Here is a 17,839-nt window from a genome sequence, read left to right on the forward strand (position 1 = left end):
GCCCGCTCCCACAAAGGGTGTGCATTTTATTTTCAAAAAATGTGAGCCGATTTCGGATCTGGCGTGACAGAGAAGGTAAGCCACTTAGATTCTCATCCCCACAGGATCCCTCATGCCCGCTCAGCCCTTCCGTCTTACGTCCCTGGCCCGTTTGCTATTAGGTGCCAGTTTGAGTTTCAGCGTCCTGCCGATGGCATTTGCCGACGCCAAGGCTTACCACATCGCACCGTCATCGCTGGAAAACGCTCTCAACCAATTCGGACGCGAAGCCGGGGTGCTGATTTCGTTCAGCTCCGCCGCCGCCAGCGGTATTCAGAGCAAGGGCCTGGAAGGCACCTACGATCCAGAACAAGGCTTGCAGGCCCTGCTTGAAGGCACTGGCCTGCAAGCCCGCGCTGAAGGCCAGGGGGCATTCAGCCTGCAACCGGCAACCACCTCGACAGCTCCGGCAAGCATTGAGCTGGGCGCTTCCAGCGTGGTGGGTGACTGGCTCGGCGACGCGGCGCAAACCGATGTGTTCGAACACCCCGGCGCCCGCGACGTGATCCGTCGCGAAGAGTTTGAACGCCAGGGCGCTACCAGCGCCCGCGAAGTGCTCAATCGCATCCCCGGCGTCAACGCTCCGGAAAACAACGGCACCGGCAGCCACGACATGGCGCTCAACTTTGGTATCCGTGGGCTCAACCCACGCCTGGCGACCCGTTCCACCGTGTTGATGGACGGCATTCCCGTGCCCTTCGCCCCCTACGGTCAGCCGCAGCTGTCGTTTGCCCCCATCAGCATGGGCAATATGGATGCGGTAGACGTAGTGCGTGGCGGCGGTGCCGTGCGGTATGGCCCGCAAAACGTCGGCGGCATCGTCAACTTCGTAACCCGCGCCATTCCCGACGAACCGACTGTAAAAGTCGGCCTGCAAACCGAAACCAGCCCATCGTCCACCCAGGATGGCTTCAAGAAAACCGCCAACCTGCTGGCCGGCGGCACCGCCGACAACGGCCTGGGCGGCGCCCTGCTGTACTCCGGCGTACGCGGTGGTGACTGGCGCCAGCACAGCGACACGCGCATCGACGACCTGATCCTCAAGGGCAACTACCAGATCGACGAAGCCAACAGCCTGCACGCCATGGCCCAGTACTACGATGGTGAAGCCGACATGCCCGGCGGCCTGAGCACCGCGGCCTACAAGGCTGACCCGTATCAGTCGACCCGCCCCAACGACAAGTTCTGGGGCCGTCGCACCCTGGTCAACTTTGGCTATCGCTACCAGGAAGATCGCCGTGAATTCACCGTCAACAGCTTCTTCACCAAGACCCTGCGCAGCGGCTATCTGGACCAGGGCAGCTTCCTCTCGCTGTCACCGCGGGAATATTGGGTGCGCGGGATCGAAACCCGCATAGCCCAGGGCTTTGATCTGGGCGACAGCAGCCACGAAGTGGGCGCAGGTTATCGTTATATCAACGAAGCCGGCCATGAGTTGCGCTACCGCACGCCGATTGCCGCCAATGAACTGCCCACCACCAACAGCCGCAATGACCGCGACACCCGTGGTGCCACCGAAGCCCATGCATTCTTTATCGACGACAAGATCGACATCGGCAAATGGACCTTCACTCCGGGCATTCGCTACGAAATGATTGAACAACAGCAAACCAACTTGCTGACCAACGTCAAATACAAGGGCGACTACAACACTCCGCTTCCCGCCCTGAACGTGATGTACCACGTGACCGACAGCTGGAATCTGTATGCCAATACCGAAGGCTCCTTCGGCAGCGTGCAGTACAGCCAGATGCCCAATCGCGTTACCGGCGGCGAGGTAAAACCGGAAAAAGCGCGCACCTGGGAAATTGGCACTCGCTACGACAATGGCAACCTGCGCGCGGAGATCGGCGCATTTCTGATCAACTTCAACAACCAGTACGACAGCAACCAAACCACCGACACGGTGATCGCACGGGGCAAGACCCGTCATCAGGGCATCGAGGCCAGCGTCAACTACGCGCTGGATGGCCTGAGCCCGGTACTGGCGGGGTTCGACGTATACGCCACCTATGCCTATGTTGACGCGACCATCCGCGAAGACGGGCCGAACAAAGGCAATCGTGTGCCGTTCTCCTCGAAAAACAAAGGCAGCATCGGCGTCGGCTATACCGAGGGGCCGTGGAAAGCCAACCTGGACAGCACCTTCCAAAGCAACCAGTTCGCCGACAACGCCAATACCCGCGCCGAAAGCGCTGACGGCAGCACCGGTTTGATCCCAGGCTATATGGTCTTCAACAGCCGTGTGGGCTATGACTTTGGCCACCAGCTGTCCGACCTTAACGTGGCTGTGGGGGTCAAAAATATCCTCAACCACGAGTACTACACCCGCTCGTTTGACGACAACAACAAGGGCAAATACGTGGGCGAGCCACGCACGCTCTATGTACAAACCTCTGTCGCATTTTGATTTAAATTGGCTAAAGCCCGCACACGCGGGCTTTTCCTACAGGCAAAGACTGACACCGGTCACGACTTGAAAGACTTCCTGAAAATAGTGCTTGAAATATTTGCTCATCGGCCCAAACACTGTAACTGAGCGATGACGATGAACCTTTGTACACCCAAGGCCGTCAGACCTCACACGAGCACGCTTATATAAGGGAAGAACTATGCTTACTCACGTCTTTTCCGATAAACACATCGACAGTGACAAACGCACCCAGGACTGGGTCACCGCTACTGTTGAAGTCACGCTCGAACGCCATTTGGAAGATCTGACCCGGGTCGAGGTCCATCTCAGTGATGAAAATGGCGGCAAGTCCGGTCCCAAGGACAAACGCTGCAAAATGGAGGCTCGACCTAAAGGACACCAGCCAATTCTCGTATCCCACGACGCTGATTCACTGACCCAAGCTGTGGAGGGTGCTGCTCAAAAACTGGAGCACGCTCTGGAGCACCTGTTCGGCAAGCTGCGTGGCAAACGTACAGTGACCCTCGCCCCGGAAGGGTTTGAGGCAAAAGAGCCAAAGCAGACCGCTGATGACTTGCTTGAAGAAGAGTTCCTGGAGAAAGAAAAGGAACTCGACAAGATCAGCTGATTGAACGTCAGTGAGGCACAAAAAAGGGCGGGCTTACCTTGGTAAGCCCGCCCTTTTTCATATGTAAAATCGACTTACAATTCCCCCTTCTCCACTTCCGGATGCTCGCCGGAACCGGCACCAGTCTTGCGATGAGGGTTCTCGATCTTCACCGACGGGAACTGCGAAGACGCATAGCGCACCACCAGAATGGCGAAGGCCAGCAACAGGATCGCCCCGGTCAGGTACACCACTCCCATGTCTGGCGGGTTGTGATGGGACACATTGGAAATCAGCAAGCGGGTCAGCGCCGTGATCGCCACATAAATCAGGAAGCGCACGGGCATGTGGTTGGTCTTGAAATAAATCCCGACCATTGCCCCCAGCTCGAGGTAGATAAACAGCAGCAGGATGTCATCAATCGTGATGTTGCCCTTCTCCACCATTCCCAGGAATTCCATCACCGCCGCCCAGGCAGTGACCGCGCCAATGGCAAACAATGCCAGGTAATGGAAGGTTTCGACGAACAGGTTGCCCATCGACTCGGCCAGTTCATGAACCTGGCGACGTAGCTTCTCAGCTTTGTTAACTCTCACGATGCAGCTCCTTGAATCGACTCGAACGGATCATCCGCGATGCACATGACGCTTTTAACATGCAGAAAAAAGGCCATGTGGCAGCCTGATGCTGCTCACTTAAGATGATGGCGGGCGGCAATTAGACACGTCGGGCGCCCGCTGCGCCTATCAAATACAGCTAGAGTGAAAAAGCCGCTATTCAAATCCCGATGATTGGCTTATCCTTTTAGCTGTATATAAATACAGTAATCGCTAGATAATTTACGTGAAGGCATATGAGGTGGTAAATGGCCGTCGAAGTGGTATACCGCAGCAGCCGAGATCTGGAGCGTTTGTTCATGGATAAAGCCGAAGCTGACCGTCATGACAAAATGCTGGAACTGGCAGAGTTGCTGGCCGAAGTGTTGCAAAAAGCTGTGCCGTCCCTGAACGAGCAGCAAGTCGAAGAAGCCGGTATCTACATGGCGAAAAATCGCGATGTGTTTGCCAAGGCATTCAAGAGCCAGCCGGACGCCCTGTCCGAGTTGCTGGTCGACAGCGAGTAATCGCCCCCGGTTCTCGCTTGACTCTCCCCTACGGGGCAGCCTCTACCCTCAAAGGCCCCCTTTGAGGTTGGCGTCATGATGAGCAAGCGAGTACTGGTGATTCTCGGTCACCCCGGCACGAACAGTTTCTGTAGCGCACTGGCAGACAGCTACATAGCTGCCGCCAAGTATGCCAGCCATGAAGTACGCATCATGCGCCTGGGCGCCCTGCGCTTCGACCCGGTGCTGCGCGAAGGCTATCAGGAGGTCCAGGCACTGGAGCCTGACCTGCTCCACGCCCAGGCCAACATCCTCTGGGCCGAACACCTGGTGCTGGTCTACCCGATCTGGTGGGGCGGAATCCCCGCATTGCTCAAAGGCTTTTTCGATCGCATCCTGCTGCCCGGTTTTGCCTTTCAATACCGCAAGGGCAAGGCTTTCCCCGACAAGCTACTGAAAGGCCGCAGCGCGCACCTGCTGGTGACGATGGACACCCCGCCGTGGTACTACAGATGGGTGTACCGCATGCCGGGGCTGCATCAGATACGCAAAACCACACTGGCGTTTTGTGGCATAAAACCCACCGCCACCCTGACGTTTGGCCCCATCCTGAACGCCACGCCTCATCAAAGAGACGCCTGGCTTTTAGAGGCACGCAAGCTCGCCACTCGATAATTCGGCGGGCGGCGATTAAAAGGACTTTTCATGTACATCGGCAAAGCCGCCCAATTGTCGGGCACCACCGTCAAAAGCATTCGCCACTACGAAGAAATCGGCCTGTTACCTGCACCGCAACGCCGTGGCGCTTATCGCATCTACAGCGAGCAAAGCGTTGAACTGCTGACATTTATCAAATGCGCGCAACAGCTGGGCTTCAAGCTCAAGGAAATGCAGGCCATCCTTGATCAACACCGCGGCCAGACGCTGCCATGGGAGGTCGTGAGCAACGCCATCGCCCGCAAAAAACACGCCGTAATGAATCAGATCGAAGCGTTGCAACAGGTGCATGCGGGGTTGGAAGAGTTTGAAACACGCTTTGCCATGGAAGGCCCGGAACTGGACCTGGCCTGTGTTCAGTCCTTGGGGTACAACAATTGATGAGCCAGCTCGTCCGAAACCCGTGCCGGTGAACGCTTTTCGGCCTGGGCGTGAGCATAGATGCCGGTCAGGCGCTGACTGATCTGCAGCAACTGCTGGTTGATGGCCTCGGGGGCGGCACCTTCATGGGTCAGGGCCATATAGATCAGCCCGCCGGAATTGATGACGTAATCCGGGGCATACAAAATCCCCCGCCGCTCGAGCTGATCGGCCACTTGTAGATTGGTCAGCTGGTTATTGGCACACCCGGCCACAGCCGAGCAGCGCAGTTGCGCGACGCTGTGCCAGTTCAATACGCCGCCCAGACCACACGGCGCAAGGATATCGCAGGGTGTGCTGAGCAAGGCTTCGCAGGCAATCGGGTGCGCCCCCAGTTGTTCCATGGCCAGGCGCACTTTGCCGGGGTCGGTATCGCAGACCAGCAATTCGGCGCCCGCAGCATGCAGCTGTTCGGCCAGCGCGTAACCCACTTTGCCCAGGCCCTGCACCGCCACCCGCAAACCTTCGAGGTTGTCGCTACCCAATCGCGACGATGCGGTGCTGCGAATGCCGGCAAAAACCCCCATGGCCGTATGCGGCGAAGGATCCCCCGCAGCAGTGGTGCTGGTGACATGCCGGGTGTGCTGGGCAATGCAGTCCATATCGGCAGTGGAGGTGCCGCTGTCAATTGCCGTGATATAGCGCCCGTCCAGTTGGTCCACACAGCGACCAAAAGCCTCAAACAGCGCCGCGCGACTATCAACGTGGGCCGCACGCACCACCACCGCCTGCCCCCCTCCAACAGCCAGCCCTGCCAGCGCGGCTTTGTAGCTCATGTCTTGGGCCAGGCGGATGGCATCACCGACTGCACTTTCGTCATTGGGGTAAGCAAGATAACGACAGCCCCCCAGCGCCGGCCCCAGGCGAGTGTTGTGGATGGCTATCACGGCTTTAAGGCCTGTAACGGGGTCTACACTAAGGTGCAGCGACTCGAGCTGAGCGCTTTGCATAAGAGCAAACATCATCAGGCCCTCGAACGATTATGGGTAAACGCCAGTATAGGTGGCGCCAGAAAATTCGTTGAAGAGCTCAGGAATAAGCCTGCGCGGTTTTCAGGGTTTCGGACATATCCCGGCGGGATAGGGTTCTGTGGGAGCGGGCTTGCTCGCGATGCAGGCAATGCGGTTATTACGCAAGACCGCGTTGATTCGATCGCGAGCAAGCCCGCTCCCACACACAGAGTGAGGTCAGGCAGGCGTGTCAGGTTGATTGGCCGGATGCGCCAGGATAAAGGCCGGGTGTTGCTCAGCCAGCGCTGCCACTCGGGCAATGCGCGGGTACGCCGCCATTTGCACGCCAAAACGCTGCGCCGCGTACAGCTGAGGGATCAAATACACATCCGCCAACCCGGGCTGCGCGCCAAAGCAGTAACCTTCGTCACCGATCAACTGCTCGATGGCTGCCAGCCCTTGGCCGATCCAGTGACCGATCCACTCCACCACCTGCTCCTCATCCTGCCCCAACTGGCGCAGGCGATTGAGCACGCTGACGTTGTGCAACGGGTGGATATCACAAGCAACCAGAGCCGCTACCCCCCGTTCATGAGCGCGGGTGGCGAGGTCAGCGGACAGCAGCGCCACCTGGGGATAGCGCTCTTCAAGGTACTCGATGATTGCTGGCGACTGGGTCAAGACGCAGCCTTCATCGGTACGCAAGGCCGGCACGCGGCCCTGCGGGTTGATGGCCAGATACGCCGGCTGACGGTGTTCACCGCCAGCCGGTACGAGCAGATTGACCGGCACCGCCTGATAATCCAGCCCTTTCAGGGCCAGCGCGATACGCACCCGGTAAGACGAGGTTGAGCGGTAATAGGTGAAGAGTTCCATGACCCGCTCCTTTTAGCGCGCGGCAACAACCTTGCCCCGGCACTCGCCAAAACCGATGGAAGCATGGCCTTCACGGGCGCAGCGGGCACGCAGGATGATTTCGTCACCATCCTCCAGAAATTTACGCACTTCGCCTGAAGCCAGTTCTATCGGGTGTTTACCGCCCTCGGTGATTTCCAGCAGGCTGCCCAGTTGCGAACGGGCCGGGCCCGACAAGGTGCCCGAACCGAACAGGTCACCGGACTGCAACTGGCAGCCGTTGACGCTGTGGTGAGCCACCAGTTGGGCCGCGGTCCAGTACATGTTCAGGCTGTTGCTCAAGCCCAGACGATGGGCTGGCAGGTTCTGCTCACGCATCGCCTCGGTCAGCAGCAGCACTTCAAGTTCGATATCCAGCGCGCCATTGGCCTGATCCCTGGTATCGAGCAGGTAAGCCAGTGGCTGTGGATCACCCTCAGGACGGGCCGGTTGCGCGCGACGGAATGGTTCCAGCGCCTCGGCACTCACCACCCACGGCGAGATACTGGTGATAAAGCTTTTGGACAGAAACGGGCCCAGCGGCTGGTATTCCCAGGCCTGGATGTCCCGTGCCGACCAGTCATTGAGCAGGCAGAAGCCGGCAATGTGCTCTGCAGCTTCGCTGACCGGGATGGCATCGCCCATGTCATTGCCTTTGCCAACCCAGATGCCCAGTTCCAGTTCGTAGTCCAGGCGGGCGCACGGGCCAAAAGTTGGCTCGGTCTGCCCGGCAGGCAAGGTCTGGCCTTTAGGGCGCCGAACTTCGGCACCGGACGGGCGAATGGTCGAGGCGCGCCCGTGATAGCCAATCGGCACATACTTGTAGTTGGGCAGCAGCGGGTTGTCCGGGCGGAACAGCTTGCCGACGTTTTTGGCGTGCTCAATGCCCACATAAAAGTCGGTGTAGTCGCCGATTTTGGCCGGCAGGTGCATCTGGCAATCAGCTGCCAGTGGCAGCAGGCGGGAACCCTGGGCTTCGATTTTGCCGCGCAGGGAACTGCCCTCCCCCAGCAGTTCCTGCAAACGCTCGCGCAGGGCAACCCGGGCGCCCCGATCCAGGGCAAAGTAGCTATTCAACGCCCCGCCCAACGAAGCCTCTACGGCTATCTTGGCCTGACCTTCAAACAGCCCCGCTGCCAGCCCGGCTTCCAGGTCGAAAATGGCATCGCCAATAGCCACCCCGCTACGTGGCGCCGAGCCATCAATGCTGAAAATGCCCATGGGCAGGTTTTGCAGGGGGAAGTCGCTGTGGCCGTTGGCGGAGGCGATCCAGCTGCGGGTCAAAGTGGACTGGGTCATGGGTTATCTCCGGTTCGGGGTGAAGGTCACGGGCAGCGTGGCCCAGCAAGCGTCGTAGTTCGATTGCAGCTGCGGGCACTCCAGAGCGAACCGGCTGGGGCGCAACACCTGGCTGGTTTCGAACATAAAGGCCATGGTGTTTTCGATCTTGCTGGGTTGCAGCTGGGCCGCAATGGCTTTGGTACAGGTTTCGCCGTCCGGCCCGTGGGCGCTCATGCAACTGTGCAGCGATGCACCGCCGGGCAGGAAGCCTTCGGCCTTGGCATCGTAACTGCCCTGGATCAGGCCCATGAATTCGTTCATCAGGTTGCGGTGGAACCAGGGTGGCCGGAAGGTGTTTTCAGCCACCATCCAGCGCGGCGGGAAAATCACGAAATCGAGGTTGGCCAGTCCCGGTACGCTGGTAGGCGAAGTCAAAACAGTAAAAATCGATGGATCGGGATGATCGAAGCTGACAGTGCCGATGGTGTTGAAGCGGCGCAGATCGTATTTGTACGGCACGTTGTTGCCATGCCAGGCCACTACGTTGAGCGGCGAATGATCCAGCTCGCAGCCCCACAACTCACCAAGAAATTTTTGCACCAGTTGCGTAGGGCGCGCACCGTCTTCGTAGTGGGCGAGCGGAGTCAGAAAGTCGCGAGGGTTGGCCAGGCCATTACTGCCAATCGGCCCCAGATCAGGCAGGCGCAGCGGTGCACCATGGTTCTCGGCAACATAGCCACGGGCCTGCGGGTCGAGCAACTCGACACGAAACTTGAGACCGCGAGGGATGACCGCGATCTCCAGAGGCTGCAGATCCAGACGCCCCAGTTCGGTACAAATGCGCAAACGCCCCGACTCTGGAACCAGCAACATTTCGCCATCGGCATTGAAAAACACCCGCTGCATCGAAGTATTGGCGCAGTAATGGTAAATGCTGATGCCCGAGGGTTTATCCGACCCGCCATTGGCCACCATGCCCACCAGACCGTCGATAAAGTCCGTAGCCTCGGCAGGAATCGGCAGCGGGTTCCAGCGCAAGCGATTCGGCGTCACCGGGCCCAACGGGCCACCAGCCAGTTGCCGCTCCAGTTTGACGAACGCCGGATGGTTGGCTGACGGCTGGATGCGGTACATCCACGTACGCCGCGCCTCGCTGCGCACCATGGTGAACGCAGTTCCGGAAAACAATTCGGCGTACAGACCGTAGGGGGCTTTTTGCGGGGAGTTCTGACCCACCGGCAGGGCGCCGGGCAATGCTTCGCTGCTGAATTCGTTGCCAAACCCGGACAGATAGCCAAGACCTGACAAAGGCGAATCGACGTTCATGGAGCCTCCAGCATGGAGAAGGCAGATGACTGCGCCCTGCGCTGAAGGCATTTGCGCGTCGCTGCGTTATTTTTATCGTAATTCAATTACGCATAACGTAATTTGATTGGTAACAAGCGTCAAGCTATAAAGACGCCCATTCGTCCCGAGATATAAACACTTCCATGGAAAAGCCCCGCAGCAGCAACGACAGCACCGGCAAGCAAAAAGTGCGTTCGGCCGAGGTCGGCACTGACATCCTCAAGGCGCTGGCCGAGCTCTCACCCTCCACGTCGCTGTCGCGCCTGGCCGAACACGTGCAAATGCCCGCGAGCAAGGTGCATCGCTATTTACAGGCACTGATTGCCAGCGGGTTTGCCGAGCAAAATGTCGCCACCAATCATTACGGTTTGGGGCGCGAGGCGTTGCGTGTGGGACTGGCTGCGCTCAACAGCATGGATGTGCTCAAGGTCGCCAGCCTGCCCCTGGCCGAACTGCGCGACGACTTGAACGAAACCTGCTTTTTGGCGGTGTGGGGTAACCAGGGCGCGACCGTGGTGCATATCGAGCCGGCGGTGCGGGCGGTCACGGTGGTGACCCAGCTGGGCTCGGTATTGCCATTGCTGAGCTCATCCACGGGGCTGGTGTTCAACGCTTTTTTACCGGATCGCGAAACCGCCGACTTGCGCGAACTGGAGTTCAAGACCGATCAGGTGCATCCGCTGCAAACACCTGCAGCCTACGTCGCACTTTGCAGTCAAATCCGCCAGCGCGGCCTGCACTTCGTCCATGGCTTGCTGATGCCTGGCGTCGATGCCTTGTCGGCCCCGGTGTTCAATGCGACCGGTCAGGTGGCGGCCGTACTGACAGTGGTTGGTCCCACCTCCCTGTTCCACGCCGATGAAAACGGGCCCGCAGCCAAACGCTTGTTGGCCGCGAGCCAGGCCATCAGTTGGCGGATGGGTTATCAGCCAGCCTGACAGCTCATTGTTTTAGACCATCCACTCGTATTTGGCCTCATCGAGCAGGTCTTTCATCATCTGCTCGATGTCGGCCATGGACGGTTGATCCACTCGCAGGCTGTCATCGAATGTCCAGGACCGGGAAAACACCCCCGACTCCCAGTCATCATGGGCCTGCACAGCGCCCCACTCCAGCGTATCCACACCCAGGCCCAGCAGGCTCTGACTGTACGTCAGGGTCTTGTCAACGATGTTGTTCACCGTATTGAGATAGATGCTTCTGCAATCCAGGCCCTGGGGCTGGAGTCGCTCGTCAAGAAACGAGCGCACGCGCTCGATCACTTCTGCGCTGGGTTTGAGGCTGAAGCTGTTGATCGGCGATGCGGGTTTTTCATTACGGGTCATGGTGAACCTCCTGTCAGTGCTCCAGGCCCATCCGGCGTCGTGCACGGTTCAAGTCGACCTGGAGAGTCCGTGTGAAGGCTCATTCAACACCGGGACGACAGCAGGTGTGCGGCACATAGTTACCGCACAAGGACTGTTGCCGTAGCTGTAATACAGATTGTCCCAAACCGGGCTTACTCCGCTGCGGGCCAGCCCTTAAGCTTGCCGGACTTCGCAACACGGACACGCATCGAGTCGCATCGACTCTGCTCTCCCCGATTTACCCTGACGTTGATTTGTAGCTCCTTGATGAACGTCTTCCTTGGCCGCTGTTTTACAGCGGCCTTTTTTATGCTGCCCAAAAAATTCTGTGGGAGCGGGCTTGCTCGCGATGACATCGACACGGTTTTTCAGTCAGACCGAGTTGAGTCAATCGCGAGCAAGCCCGTTCCCACGGGGTATGTGGCGGGTTTAAGAACTAGAACACCATCGCCAGCAACGGCGCGGCAAACAGGTTAAGGATGCCGGTCAGCACCATCACCAAGCCTGCTACCGAGCCTTCCTCACTGCCCACTTCGCGGGCACGGCTGACCCCTGCGCCATGAGCGCCGATACCAAACAGGGCGCCCCGGGCCAGACTGCTGCGCAGCGGCAACCACTTGAGCAAAATACCGCCCAGCAACGCGCCAAACACACCGGTGAACATTACAAACACCGCCGTGAGCTCAGGTACGCCACCCAGATCCTGTGCCAGCGGCATGGCAAACGGTGTGGTGATGGAGCGCGGCACCAGCGACATGGTCAATGAGGTGTCCAGCGCCAGCGCCCGGGCCAGCCAGAACGAACTGCCAATGGACGCCGCGCTGCCCGCCAGCATCCCCAGCAGCAACGCCACCCAGTGACGGGCCAGTAAATTGCGTTGCTGCCAGATCGGTACGGCAAAGGCCACCGTTACCGGCCCCAGAACCAGCATCAGCCAATGGGTATTGCTTGAGTATTCAGCATAGGCAGTGTGCAACGGCACGGCCACGGCTAGCAGCAAGGCCGGGACCAGGATCAGCGGAGACAACAGGTATCGCCCGGTACGCCGGTACAGCCAGCGGCTGAAGGCGTAGGTCAACAGCGTGAACAGCAGCCAGAACATGGGCATCAGTTCAAACTTCATGACGCATCCTCCAGCGGCACACCGCTTCCACAGTAAACGCCGTCACCACCATCACCAGCAAGGTACTCACGCCAATGACCAACAGGATGCGCCAACCTTCATCACGCACGATTACACCGTAATCAAGCAGGCTCATGAGTGCAGGGATGAAAAACAACAGCATTTCGGCCATCAACACACCGGCCCCCAATTGCAGGGTCGCCGGTCTGACCCAGCCCAGGGCAAACGCCAGCAACAGCAGCGCCATGCCCACCACCCCGCCCGGGATCGGCAAGTGCCCCCAGGTTGCCAGCTGGCAGCCCAGAAAATACAGCGCCAACAAAACGGCCAGTTCACTGACCAACCGACCCAGGCGTTTTACATCGAAGCGTTTCATGTTGTTTCCATTTCAGACAGGTTTCCAGTTTAAAGAGCCTGCTAACATCCCGGAAACGAATTGTCAGACTTGTAGCCATTCCAAAATGGAATCACGCCGATGGAATTCAAACACCTGCGCACCTTTGTCGAAGTCGCCCGCCAGGGCGGTTTTACCCCCGCCTCCCACAGCTTGCATATCAGCCAGTCAGCGGTGAGCAAACAAGTGGCGCAGCTCGAGCACAGCCTCGGTACACCGCTGTTCGACCGCCTGGGTTCTCAGGTGCGGCTGACGGCAGCGGGCAATGTGGTGTTGCAGCGGGCCGAAGGCATGCTGCGCTTGCATCGGGAGTTGTTGAGCGAGCTGGACGACTTGAGCCAGATGACCCGGGGGGAACTGCGGGTGGGCCTGCCGCTGCTGGGCAGCAACACCCTGTTTGCCGGGCTGTTTGCCGAATACCGTCGACGCTACCCGAATATCCGGGTGCAGTTGCTCGAAGAAGGCAGCTTGAATATCGAACAGGCCGTTTTGAGCGGCGAACTGGAGCTGGGCGGCAGCCTGACCCCGAATAATCCCGCGTTTGCTTATCAGCCGTTTTGTGACGAGCCGCTGGATGTTCTGCTCCCGGCCGATCATCCACTGGCCGAGGGGCCCGGCGTAAGACTTGAGCAATTGGCTGATACGCCCTTTTTGCTCTACCAGCGCAGCTTTGTGCTCAACGATCGGGTGCTCAAAGCCTGCCAGCAGTCAGGCTTTACCCCCAACGAAGGCGGGCGCAGTGGCCAGGCGGATTTTCTGGTGGCATTGGTGGCTGCAGGCCAGGGCGTAGTGTTGCTGCCCAGTGTGGTCGCCCGCGGGCTGGTGCGCCCCGGGGTGGTGCGGCTCAAACTGCTCGCACCGGATGACTTGCGCTGGGATATCGCGTTTATCTGGCGTGATGGCGCGTATCTGTCACGGGCAGCCCAGGCCTGGCTTGAGCTGCTGCGTGAACGCCCGGTTACGGCTTCAGTGTTTTGATCAGTTCTGCAATCCACGGCTCGGAGTCTTCCTCCGGAGTCACCGTGACGCTGGAGTCCAAACGCAGCATCGGCAGCACTTCACGCACGCCAAGCTCGGCAAACAGTTCGCGCATTTGCTCACCACCGCCACAAAACGTGTCACCGTAACTTTCATCACCCAGGGCAATCACTGCCCCAGGCAGCCCGCGCCAGGCGCCTGGCAACTGGTCACGGATGGCGCTGTACAGCGGCACGAGATTGTCCGGCAGCTCGCCCATGCCCGTGGTCGAGGTCACCGCCAGCAGCGCTTCGGGAGCAAACGCCTGGAGGTCGGCCAAAGTGGCGCGGGTATTGAGCAAAACCTCAAAACCGGCATCGGTCAGCAGTTGTTTCGCATTGCGGGCGACTTCTTCAGCGGTGCCGTACACCGAGCCGGAAAGGATGGCGACTTTCATCAATCTGATCCTGTAGCTGACTAAAAGCCTGGGATATTAACAGGTCTGGCAGCGATGCCTTACCATGCGCCCATCTGTATGCCTCTCTGGAGAACCACTCAATGATCAACGCCCGTTTATTACAACGCATGGTGGACGCGTCCCAGGACGGCATTGTCGTTGCCGAACAAGAAGGTGAAGACAACATCCTGATTTATGCAAACAACGCCTTTGAAACCCTCACCGGCTACAGCCGCGACGACATCCTCTATCAGGACTGCCGCTTCTTGCAGGCCGGCGACCGTGACCAGCAGGGCCTGCAATTGATCCGCGAGGCGATTGCCAGCGGTCAGCCCACCCGCCAGATCCTGCGCAACTATCGCAAGGACGGCACGCACTTCTGGAATGAACTGTCGATCACGCCGGTGTTTAACGAAAACGACAAGCTGACATACTTTATTGGCGTGCAAAAAGACGTCACCTTGCAGGTCAAGGCCCAGCAGCGGGTCGCCCAGCTCGAAGCCCGACTGGCCTCGGTTCAGGCTGAACTGCAGGCGCTCAAGGCGACGAGCGGATTAAACAAAACGTAGAAATTACGGTCTGATAGTCGCTGTGACGATTTTTCAGACACCTTTTCGAGCTTTATCCATGTCGCACGATGCCCTTTTGACTCAGGACGAACTGGATTTCATCCAAACGATGCACCAAAACCCGCTGTTGAATAAACGGGATGCTTCGTCGAGCCTGATGGTCAACGGGATGTCGCAAATCCGCGATTTGCTGACACGCCTTGCCGCCCATGAACAGGTCACCATCCAGGCACAAATTGCCAATCAGCAAATGAGTTTTCCGCTGCGCCTGGTTGAAGACGAATTCCATGCCCAGCATCTGCAACTCGGCGCCCCGAGCATCTTCGAAGACGGGCCAAAGGCGCGCCCCTGGCGCCTGTCACTGGCCGAGCCGGTGCCGCTGGAAAATATCCGCGGCAAGGCAGGTCATCTGTGGGTAACCGAACTGTCGTTCAAAGGCGTGCTGATTGAAATGCGTCACGACAGCCAGCCGCCACGCCAGTTTGCACAGTGGTTCAGCCCCGATGGATATGAGCGGATCAACCTGCGCGGCACCCTGGAGCGCAAAACGGAAACGGGCCTTTATGCCTACCGCCTAAGCCAGAGCGACAAGGGCGAAACCGAACATCTGCGCCAGTACATCCTGCAACAACACCGCCTGGCGCACCCGGGCCTGCACATCTGATCAACCGCCCGGCGTTGCCTTGAGTTCAGCATCCAGACGTTGATTGATCAGGCGTGACACACTCCCCAGGCAAGCGATGGATGAGTTCGCCAAAGCCTCCTGAACCACATCCGAGGCCTCACCTGCCAACGACACCGAGCAATTCAGGGTCTGTGCCAGGCGTGTCAGCCTGCGCTGGTGGACCGTGTTCAATGCATGGTTGGCAAACAGCACAACGGCCCGGGGCTCCAGCTTCTGGCAAACCAGTGACAACTCTTCCAATGGCTGACCTATGGCCACAACCCTGACCACGCGGTCATTACGAGTCAGCAGCAAGCCCGCCACCAGCAACTCCAGCTCGCGGCACAACTCAGGCATCGCCACCACCAGCACGCACGGGCGGGCAACAGCGGCCTGCAATTGAAGGCGATGCTGTACCCGACCGCGCAAGAAGCCGTCCAGCAGCAGCCATTCACTGGTACGGCCAAATGTATCCCGGGCCCCAAGCAGTTGCTGCCACAGCGGCAGGAAAATCCCCTGAAACACAACGTCAATCGGGTAGCTGGAGAAAATCTGCCCGTAAAGACGCTCCAATTCGGGTTCGTTAAAGTCCGTGAGGGCGCTGCCAATACGGGTTTGCCAGTCGCGGTACTCACTGCTGGCGGGGGCCGGGACATCGACGGAACTGTTGCTTGCTAGCAATTGCGCGACTTTGCTGACAGAAACCCCACGCTCAAGCCAGCCCATGACCTGACGAATCGTTCCAATATCGCTCACGGAATACAGACGATGCCCACTTTCGGTGCGTTTTGGTTCGATCAACCCATAGCGGCGCTCCCAGGCACGCAGGGTTACCGGGTTGATTCCCGTCAGCCTGGCCACTTCCCGGATCGGATACAGACCCTGGCAATCATCAGCCTGGGCAATGGGCTCGAGTTCAGTAATCACAGGCATCGGCAGGGCAACAATCAGAAAGGGTGACTGGATTCTACCCGTCAATCCAGACCCTGTGGGAGCGGGCTTGCTCGCGGTGCAGGCCACGCGGTCTGTCAGGTGAGCCGCGGTGATGCCCGCTCACACAAACGGCGCTGTGTGTATTCAGGAACAATCCTTGCTTGTTTTTAAGGACATGGCCCACCACCCCGGCGCCGTGTTTTGTGATTGCCCTACCCGGGCAGCATCAGCCTCATGGAGATACACAATGTCTACCTCCCCTGTCACATTGATGGTTGCGCGCCGTGTCGCCAAAGGCCGCTACCAGGAACTGATCGCCTGGCTGCACGAAGGCGAACAGCTGGCCACGGACTTTGCCGGCTACCTGGGCTCGGGCGTTCTGGCGCCGCCACCGGGCGACGACGAATTTCAAATCATCTTCCGCTTTGCCGACGAATCCACCTTGCATGCCTGGGAGCACTCCGTCTCGCGCAAGGCCTGGTTGCTGCGTGGCAGCGACCTGTTCGCCAACCCTTCCGAGCACCGGGTCAGCGGCATCGACGGCTGGTTCGGCAATACCGGGCAAAGACCGCCCCGCTGGAAGCAGGCAGTCGCCATCTGGCTGGCGTTCTTCCCGGTCTCACTCCTGTTCAACTTTGTATGCGCCCCCTTGCTCGGCGAGTTAGCCCTGTTGCCACGGGTACTGGTCAGTACCCTGGCCCTGACGCCGCTGATGGTTTACCTGTTTATTCCACTCTCTACCCACTTGCTGGCAGGTTGGCTGCACAGCACTCCAGGCAAACCCCTGCGCAGCGCTATCGCAACACCGCGCCACTAATCTCGGGCTTGGCCGTCAGGTCGCGGACACTGGTATAGTTTTGCCAATGCGCCGCGACTGTTTCCGGCTTTTGTGCACCGAGTACGTCATGCCCACTTCTACCGCACCGATTCTGATCACTGGCGCAGGCCAGCGCGTTGGCCTGCATTGTGCGCAGCAGCTGCTGGCCGACGGCTATATGGTGATTTTCACCTATCGCAGTGAAAAACCCGGCGTGCAGATTCTCCGCGACCTGGGTGCCATTGCGCTGTTTGCCGACTTTTCGACCGAAGCCGGCATTCTCGATTTTATCGAACGGCTGAAAATACACACCGACAGCTTGCGGGCGATTGTCCACAACGCCTCGGCCTGGCTGGAAGAAACCCCACAGACAGAAACCAGCGCCTTTTTGCACATGTTCAGCGTGCATATGCTCGCGCCATATCTGATCAACCTGCATTGCAGCGAGCTGCTCAAACGCTCGAACCCTGCAGATATTGTGCATATCAGCGATGATGTAACACGCAAGGGCAGCAGCAAGCATATGGCCTATTGCGCAACCAAAGCCGGGCTCGACAGCCTGACCCTGTCATTCGCGGCTAAACTGGCGCCACAGATCAAAGTCAACGGTATCGCCCCGGCCTTGCTGATGTTCAACCCCGACGACGATGCGGCGTACCGCACCCAAGCGCTGGCCAAATCCGTGCTGGGCATCGAGCCCGGCGCCGAGGTGATTTACCGCAGCCTGCGCTATCTGCTGGACAACCCGTATGTGACCGGCACCACCCTGACCGTCAACGGCGGCCGGCATTTAAAATAATGCCGCCCCG

At 59.0% G+C, this 17,839-nt stretch carries 21 protein-coding genes; 11 read left to right on the forward strand and 10 right to left on the reverse strand.

The window, feature by feature from the left end:
• Nucleotides 1-112 precede the first annotated feature (112 nt).
• The gene (fecA, locus tag HBN79_RS12115) at nt 113-2,449 is read left to right on the forward strand and encodes a TonB-dependent Fe(3+) dicitrate receptor FecA (RefSeq protein ID WP_169916750.1); all 2,337 of its coding nucleotides are present in this window, start codon (nt 113-115) and stop codon (nt 2,447-2,449) included.
• A gap of 202 nt (nt 2,450-2,651) precedes the next feature.
• Nucleotides 2,652-3,080 (forward strand): HPF/RaiA family ribosome-associated protein, encoded by a 429-nt coding sequence (locus HBN79_RS12120; RefSeq protein WP_095001183.1) that lies wholly within the window; start codon nt 2,652-2,654, stop codon nt 3,078-3,080.
• A 74-nt stretch (nt 3,081-3,154) separates the two neighbouring features.
• Here HBN79_RS12120 and HBN79_RS12125 read toward each other — a convergent pair whose 3' ends face one another.
• On the reverse strand, nt 3,155-3,655 hold the full coding sequence (locus tag HBN79_RS12125) for a phosphate-starvation-inducible PsiE family protein (RefSeq protein ID WP_016781843.1): 501 nt from the start codon (nt 3,653-3,655) through the stop codon (nt 3,155-3,157).
• A gap of 269 nt (nt 3,656-3,924) precedes the next feature.
• On the opposite strand from HBN79_RS12125, the gene HBN79_RS12130 reads away from it, so the two are divergent.
• The 3 genes from HBN79_RS12130 to HBN79_RS12140 all read left to right on the forward strand — a co-directional run bounded on the left by HBN79_RS12130 (nt 3,925) and on the right by HBN79_RS12140 (nt 5,259).
• Complete coding sequence (locus HBN79_RS12130) at nt 3,925-4,182, forward strand: YebG family protein (RefSeq protein WP_016781842.1); 258 nt, start codon at nt 3,925-3,927, stop codon at nt 4,180-4,182.
• Nucleotides 4,183-4,260: 78 nt separating this feature from the next.
• Entirely contained in the window at nt 4,261-4,836 is a 576-nt protein-coding gene (locus HBN79_RS12135) for an NAD(P)H-dependent oxidoreductase (RefSeq protein ID WP_169916776.1), read from the forward strand.
• Nucleotides 4,837-4,866: 30 nt separating this feature from the next.
• On the forward strand, nt 4,867-5,259 hold the full coding sequence (locus HBN79_RS12140; RefSeq protein WP_095018224.1) for a MerR family transcriptional regulator: 393 nt from the start codon (nt 4,867-4,869) through the stop codon (nt 5,257-5,259).
• Here HBN79_RS12140 and HBN79_RS12145 read toward each other — a convergent pair.
• From HBN79_RS12145 to hmgA, 4 genes are all read right to left on the reverse strand, one after another.
• The gene (locus HBN79_RS12145; RefSeq protein ID WP_095018259.1) at nt 5,235-6,260 is read right to left on the reverse strand and encodes a Glu/Leu/Phe/Val dehydrogenase dimerization domain-containing protein; all 1,026 of its coding nucleotides are present in this window, start codon (nt 6,258-6,260) and stop codon (nt 5,235-5,237) included. The genes HBN79_RS12140 and HBN79_RS12145 overlap by 25 nt on opposite strands.
• A 225-nt stretch (nt 6,261-6,485) precedes the next feature.
• Nucleotides 6,486-7,124 carry a maleylacetoacetate isomerase gene (gene maiA, locus HBN79_RS12150; RefSeq protein WP_095020533.1) on the reverse strand — a complete coding sequence of 213 codons (639 nt, stop codon included), beginning with the start codon at nt 7,122-7,124 and terminating at the stop codon, nt 6,486-6,488.
• Nucleotides 7,125-7,136: 12 nt separating this feature from the next.
• Nucleotides 7,137-8,441: a fumarylacetoacetase gene (fahA, locus tag HBN79_RS12155; protein ID WP_130871992.1), complete on the reverse strand. Its 1,305-nt coding sequence runs from the start codon at nt 8,439-8,441 to the stop codon at nt 7,137-7,139.
• Nucleotides 8,442-8,444: 3 nt separating this feature from the next.
• Complete coding sequence (gene hmgA, locus HBN79_RS12160; protein WP_095031465.1) at nt 8,445-9,749, reverse strand: homogentisate 1,2-dioxygenase; 1,305 nt, start codon at nt 9,747-9,749, stop codon at nt 8,445-8,447.
• A gap of 164 nt (nt 9,750-9,913) precedes the next feature.
• On the opposite strand from hmgA, the gene HBN79_RS12165 reads away from it, so the two are divergent.
• Entirely contained in the window at nt 9,914-10,708 is a 795-nt protein-coding gene (locus tag HBN79_RS12165) for an IclR family transcriptional regulator (RefSeq protein ID WP_095001178.1), read from the forward strand.
• Between the two features lie 12 nt (nt 10,709-10,720).
• On the opposite strand, the gene HBN79_RS12170 is transcribed toward HBN79_RS12165, so the two are convergent.
• The 3 genes from HBN79_RS12170 to HBN79_RS12180 all read right to left on the reverse strand — a co-directional run bounded on the left by HBN79_RS12170 (nt 10,721) and on the right by HBN79_RS12180 (nt 12,615).
• Nucleotides 10,721-11,095 carry a hypothetical protein gene (locus HBN79_RS12170; protein ID WP_169916751.1) on the reverse strand — a complete coding sequence of 125 codons (375 nt, stop codon included), beginning with the start codon at nt 11,093-11,095 and terminating at the stop codon, nt 10,721-10,723.
• Nucleotides 11,096-11,552: 457 nt separating this feature from the next.
• Nucleotides 11,553-12,239 (reverse strand): LrgB family protein, encoded by a 687-nt coding sequence (locus HBN79_RS12175; protein ID WP_095023067.1) that lies wholly within the window; start codon nt 12,237-12,239, stop codon nt 11,553-11,555.
• Nucleotides 12,229-12,615, reverse strand: a complete 387-nt coding sequence (locus HBN79_RS12180) for a CidA/LrgA family protein (protein WP_095001174.1) — start codon at nt 12,613-12,615, stop codon at nt 12,229-12,231. Before HBN79_RS12180 ends, HBN79_RS12175 begins: the two co-directional genes overlap by 11 nt.
• Nucleotides 12,616-12,714: 99 nt before the next feature.
• On the opposite strand from HBN79_RS12180, the gene HBN79_RS12185 reads away from it, so the two are divergent.
• Nucleotides 12,715-13,611, forward strand: coding sequence for a LysR family transcriptional regulator (locus HBN79_RS12185; RefSeq protein WP_095001173.1), 897 nt, complete (start codon nt 12,715-12,717; stop codon nt 13,609-13,611).
• On the opposite strand, the gene HBN79_RS12190 is transcribed toward HBN79_RS12185, so the two are convergent.
• Nucleotides 13,592-14,047, reverse strand: coding sequence for a flavodoxin (locus HBN79_RS12190; RefSeq protein WP_095001172.1), 456 nt, complete (start codon nt 14,045-14,047; stop codon nt 13,592-13,594). The two genes, HBN79_RS12185 and HBN79_RS12190, sit on opposite strands and share 20 nt — an antisense overlap.
• A gap of 101 nt (nt 14,048-14,148) precedes the next feature.
• On the opposite strand from HBN79_RS12190, the gene HBN79_RS12195 reads away from it, so the two are divergent.
• Together HBN79_RS12195 and HBN79_RS12200 are read left to right on the forward strand one after the other, a co-directional pair.
• Nucleotides 14,149-14,616, forward strand: a complete 468-nt coding sequence (locus HBN79_RS12195; protein ID WP_095001171.1) for a PAS domain-containing protein — start codon at nt 14,149-14,151, stop codon at nt 14,614-14,616.
• Nucleotides 14,617-14,674: 58 nt separating this feature from the next.
• Complete coding sequence (locus HBN79_RS12200) at nt 14,675-15,280, forward strand: hypothetical protein (RefSeq protein ID WP_095001170.1); 606 nt, start codon at nt 14,675-14,677, stop codon at nt 15,278-15,280.
• Here HBN79_RS12200 and HBN79_RS12205 read toward each other — a convergent pair whose 3' ends face one another.
• Complete coding sequence (locus HBN79_RS12205) at nt 15,281-16,213, reverse strand: MerR family transcriptional regulator (RefSeq protein WP_095026603.1); 933 nt, start codon at nt 16,211-16,213, stop codon at nt 15,281-15,283. It lies immediately after the preceding gene.
• Between the two features lie 247 nt (nt 16,214-16,460).
• On the opposite strand from HBN79_RS12205, the gene HBN79_RS12210 reads away from it, so the two are divergent.
• Together HBN79_RS12210 and folM are read left to right on the forward strand one after the other, a co-directional pair.
• On the forward strand, nt 16,461-17,030 hold the full coding sequence (locus HBN79_RS12210; RefSeq protein ID WP_095001168.1) for an antibiotic biosynthesis monooxygenase: 570 nt from the start codon (nt 16,461-16,463) through the stop codon (nt 17,028-17,030).
• Between the two features lie 88 nt (nt 17,031-17,118).
• Entirely contained in the window at nt 17,119-17,829 is a 711-nt protein-coding gene (gene folM / locus HBN79_RS12215) for a dihydromonapterin reductase (protein WP_169916752.1), read from the forward strand.
• The last annotated feature ends 10 nt before the right edge of the window (nt 17,830-17,839 follow it).

Origin of the sequence: Pseudomonas sp. WS 5051, assembly GCF_012985715.1 — a bacterium.
Lineage (GTDB): Bacteria > Pseudomonadota > Gammaproteobacteria > Pseudomonadales > Pseudomonadaceae > Aquipseudomonas > Aquipseudomonas bubulae.

What these genes read in the sequence shown, in the direction of transcription:
- hmgA (WP_095031465.1), bottom strand. Translation starts at nt 9,749, where the DNA reads ATGAACGTCGATTCGCCTTTGTCAGGTCTTGGCTATCTGTCCGGGTTT.
- HBN79_RS12140 (WP_095018224.1), top strand. Translation starts at nt 4,867, where the DNA reads ATGTACATCGGCAAAGCCGCCCAATTGTCGGGCACCACCGTCAAAAGC.
- fecA (WP_169916750.1), top strand. Translation starts at nt 113, where the DNA reads ATGCCCGCTCAGCCCTTCCGTCTTACGTCCCTGGCCCGTTTGCTATTA.
- HBN79_RS12135 (WP_169916776.1), top strand. Translation starts at nt 4,261, where the DNA reads ATGAGCAAGCGAGTACTGGTGATTCTCGGTCACCCCGGCACGAACAGT.
- HBN79_RS12205 (WP_095026603.1), bottom strand. Translation starts at nt 16,213, where the DNA reads ATGCCTGTGATTACTGAACTCGAGCCCATTGCCCAGGCTGATGATTGC.
- HBN79_RS12200 (WP_095001170.1), top strand. Translation starts at nt 14,675, where the DNA reads ATGTCGCACGATGCCCTTTTGACTCAGGACGAACTGGATTTCATCCAA.
- HBN79_RS12195 (WP_095001171.1), top strand. Translation starts at nt 14,149, where the DNA reads ATGATCAACGCCCGTTTATTACAACGCATGGTGGACGCGTCCCAGGAC.
- HBN79_RS12180 (WP_095001174.1), bottom strand. Translation starts at nt 12,615, where the DNA reads ATGAAACGCTTCGATGTAAAACGCCTGGGTCGGTTGGTCAGTGAACTG.
- HBN79_RS12130 (WP_016781842.1), top strand. Translation starts at nt 3,925, where the DNA reads ATGGCCGTCGAAGTGGTATACCGCAGCAGCCGAGATCTGGAGCGTTTG.
- HBN79_RS12185 (WP_095001173.1), top strand. Translation starts at nt 12,715, where the DNA reads ATGGAATTCAAACACCTGCGCACCTTTGTCGAAGTCGCCCGCCAGGGC.
- fahA (WP_130871992.1), bottom strand. Translation starts at nt 8,441, where the DNA reads ATGACCCAGTCCACTTTGACCCGCAGCTGGATCGCCTCCGCCAACGGC.
- HBN79_RS12165 (WP_095001178.1), top strand. Translation starts at nt 9,914, where the DNA reads ATGGAAAAGCCCCGCAGCAGCAACGACAGCACCGGCAAGCAAAAAGTG.
- HBN79_RS12175 (WP_095023067.1), bottom strand. Translation starts at nt 12,239, where the DNA reads ATGAAGTTTGAACTGATGCCCATGTTCTGGCTGCTGTTCACGCTGTTG.
- HBN79_RS12145 (WP_095018259.1), bottom strand. Translation starts at nt 6,260, where the DNA reads ATGTTTGCTCTTATGCAAAGCGCTCAGCTCGAGTCGCTGCACCTTAGT.
- HBN79_RS12120 (WP_095001183.1), top strand. Translation starts at nt 2,652, where the DNA reads ATGCTTACTCACGTCTTTTCCGATAAACACATCGACAGTGACAAACGC.
- folM (WP_169916752.1), top strand. Translation starts at nt 17,119, where the DNA reads ATGCCCACTTCTACCGCACCGATTCTGATCACTGGCGCAGGCCAGCGC.
- maiA (WP_095020533.1), bottom strand. Translation starts at nt 7,124, where the DNA reads ATGGAACTCTTCACCTATTACCGCTCAACCTCGTCTTACCGGGTGCGT.
- HBN79_RS12210 (WP_095001168.1), top strand. Translation starts at nt 16,461, where the DNA reads ATGTCTACCTCCCCTGTCACATTGATGGTTGCGCGCCGTGTCGCCAAA.
- HBN79_RS12190 (WP_095001172.1), bottom strand. Translation starts at nt 14,047, where the DNA reads ATGAAAGTCGCCATCCTTTCCGGCTCGGTGTACGGCACCGCTGAAGAA.
- HBN79_RS12170 (WP_169916751.1), bottom strand. Translation starts at nt 11,095, where the DNA reads ATGACCCGTAATGAAAAACCCGCATCGCCGATCAACAGCTTCAGCCTC.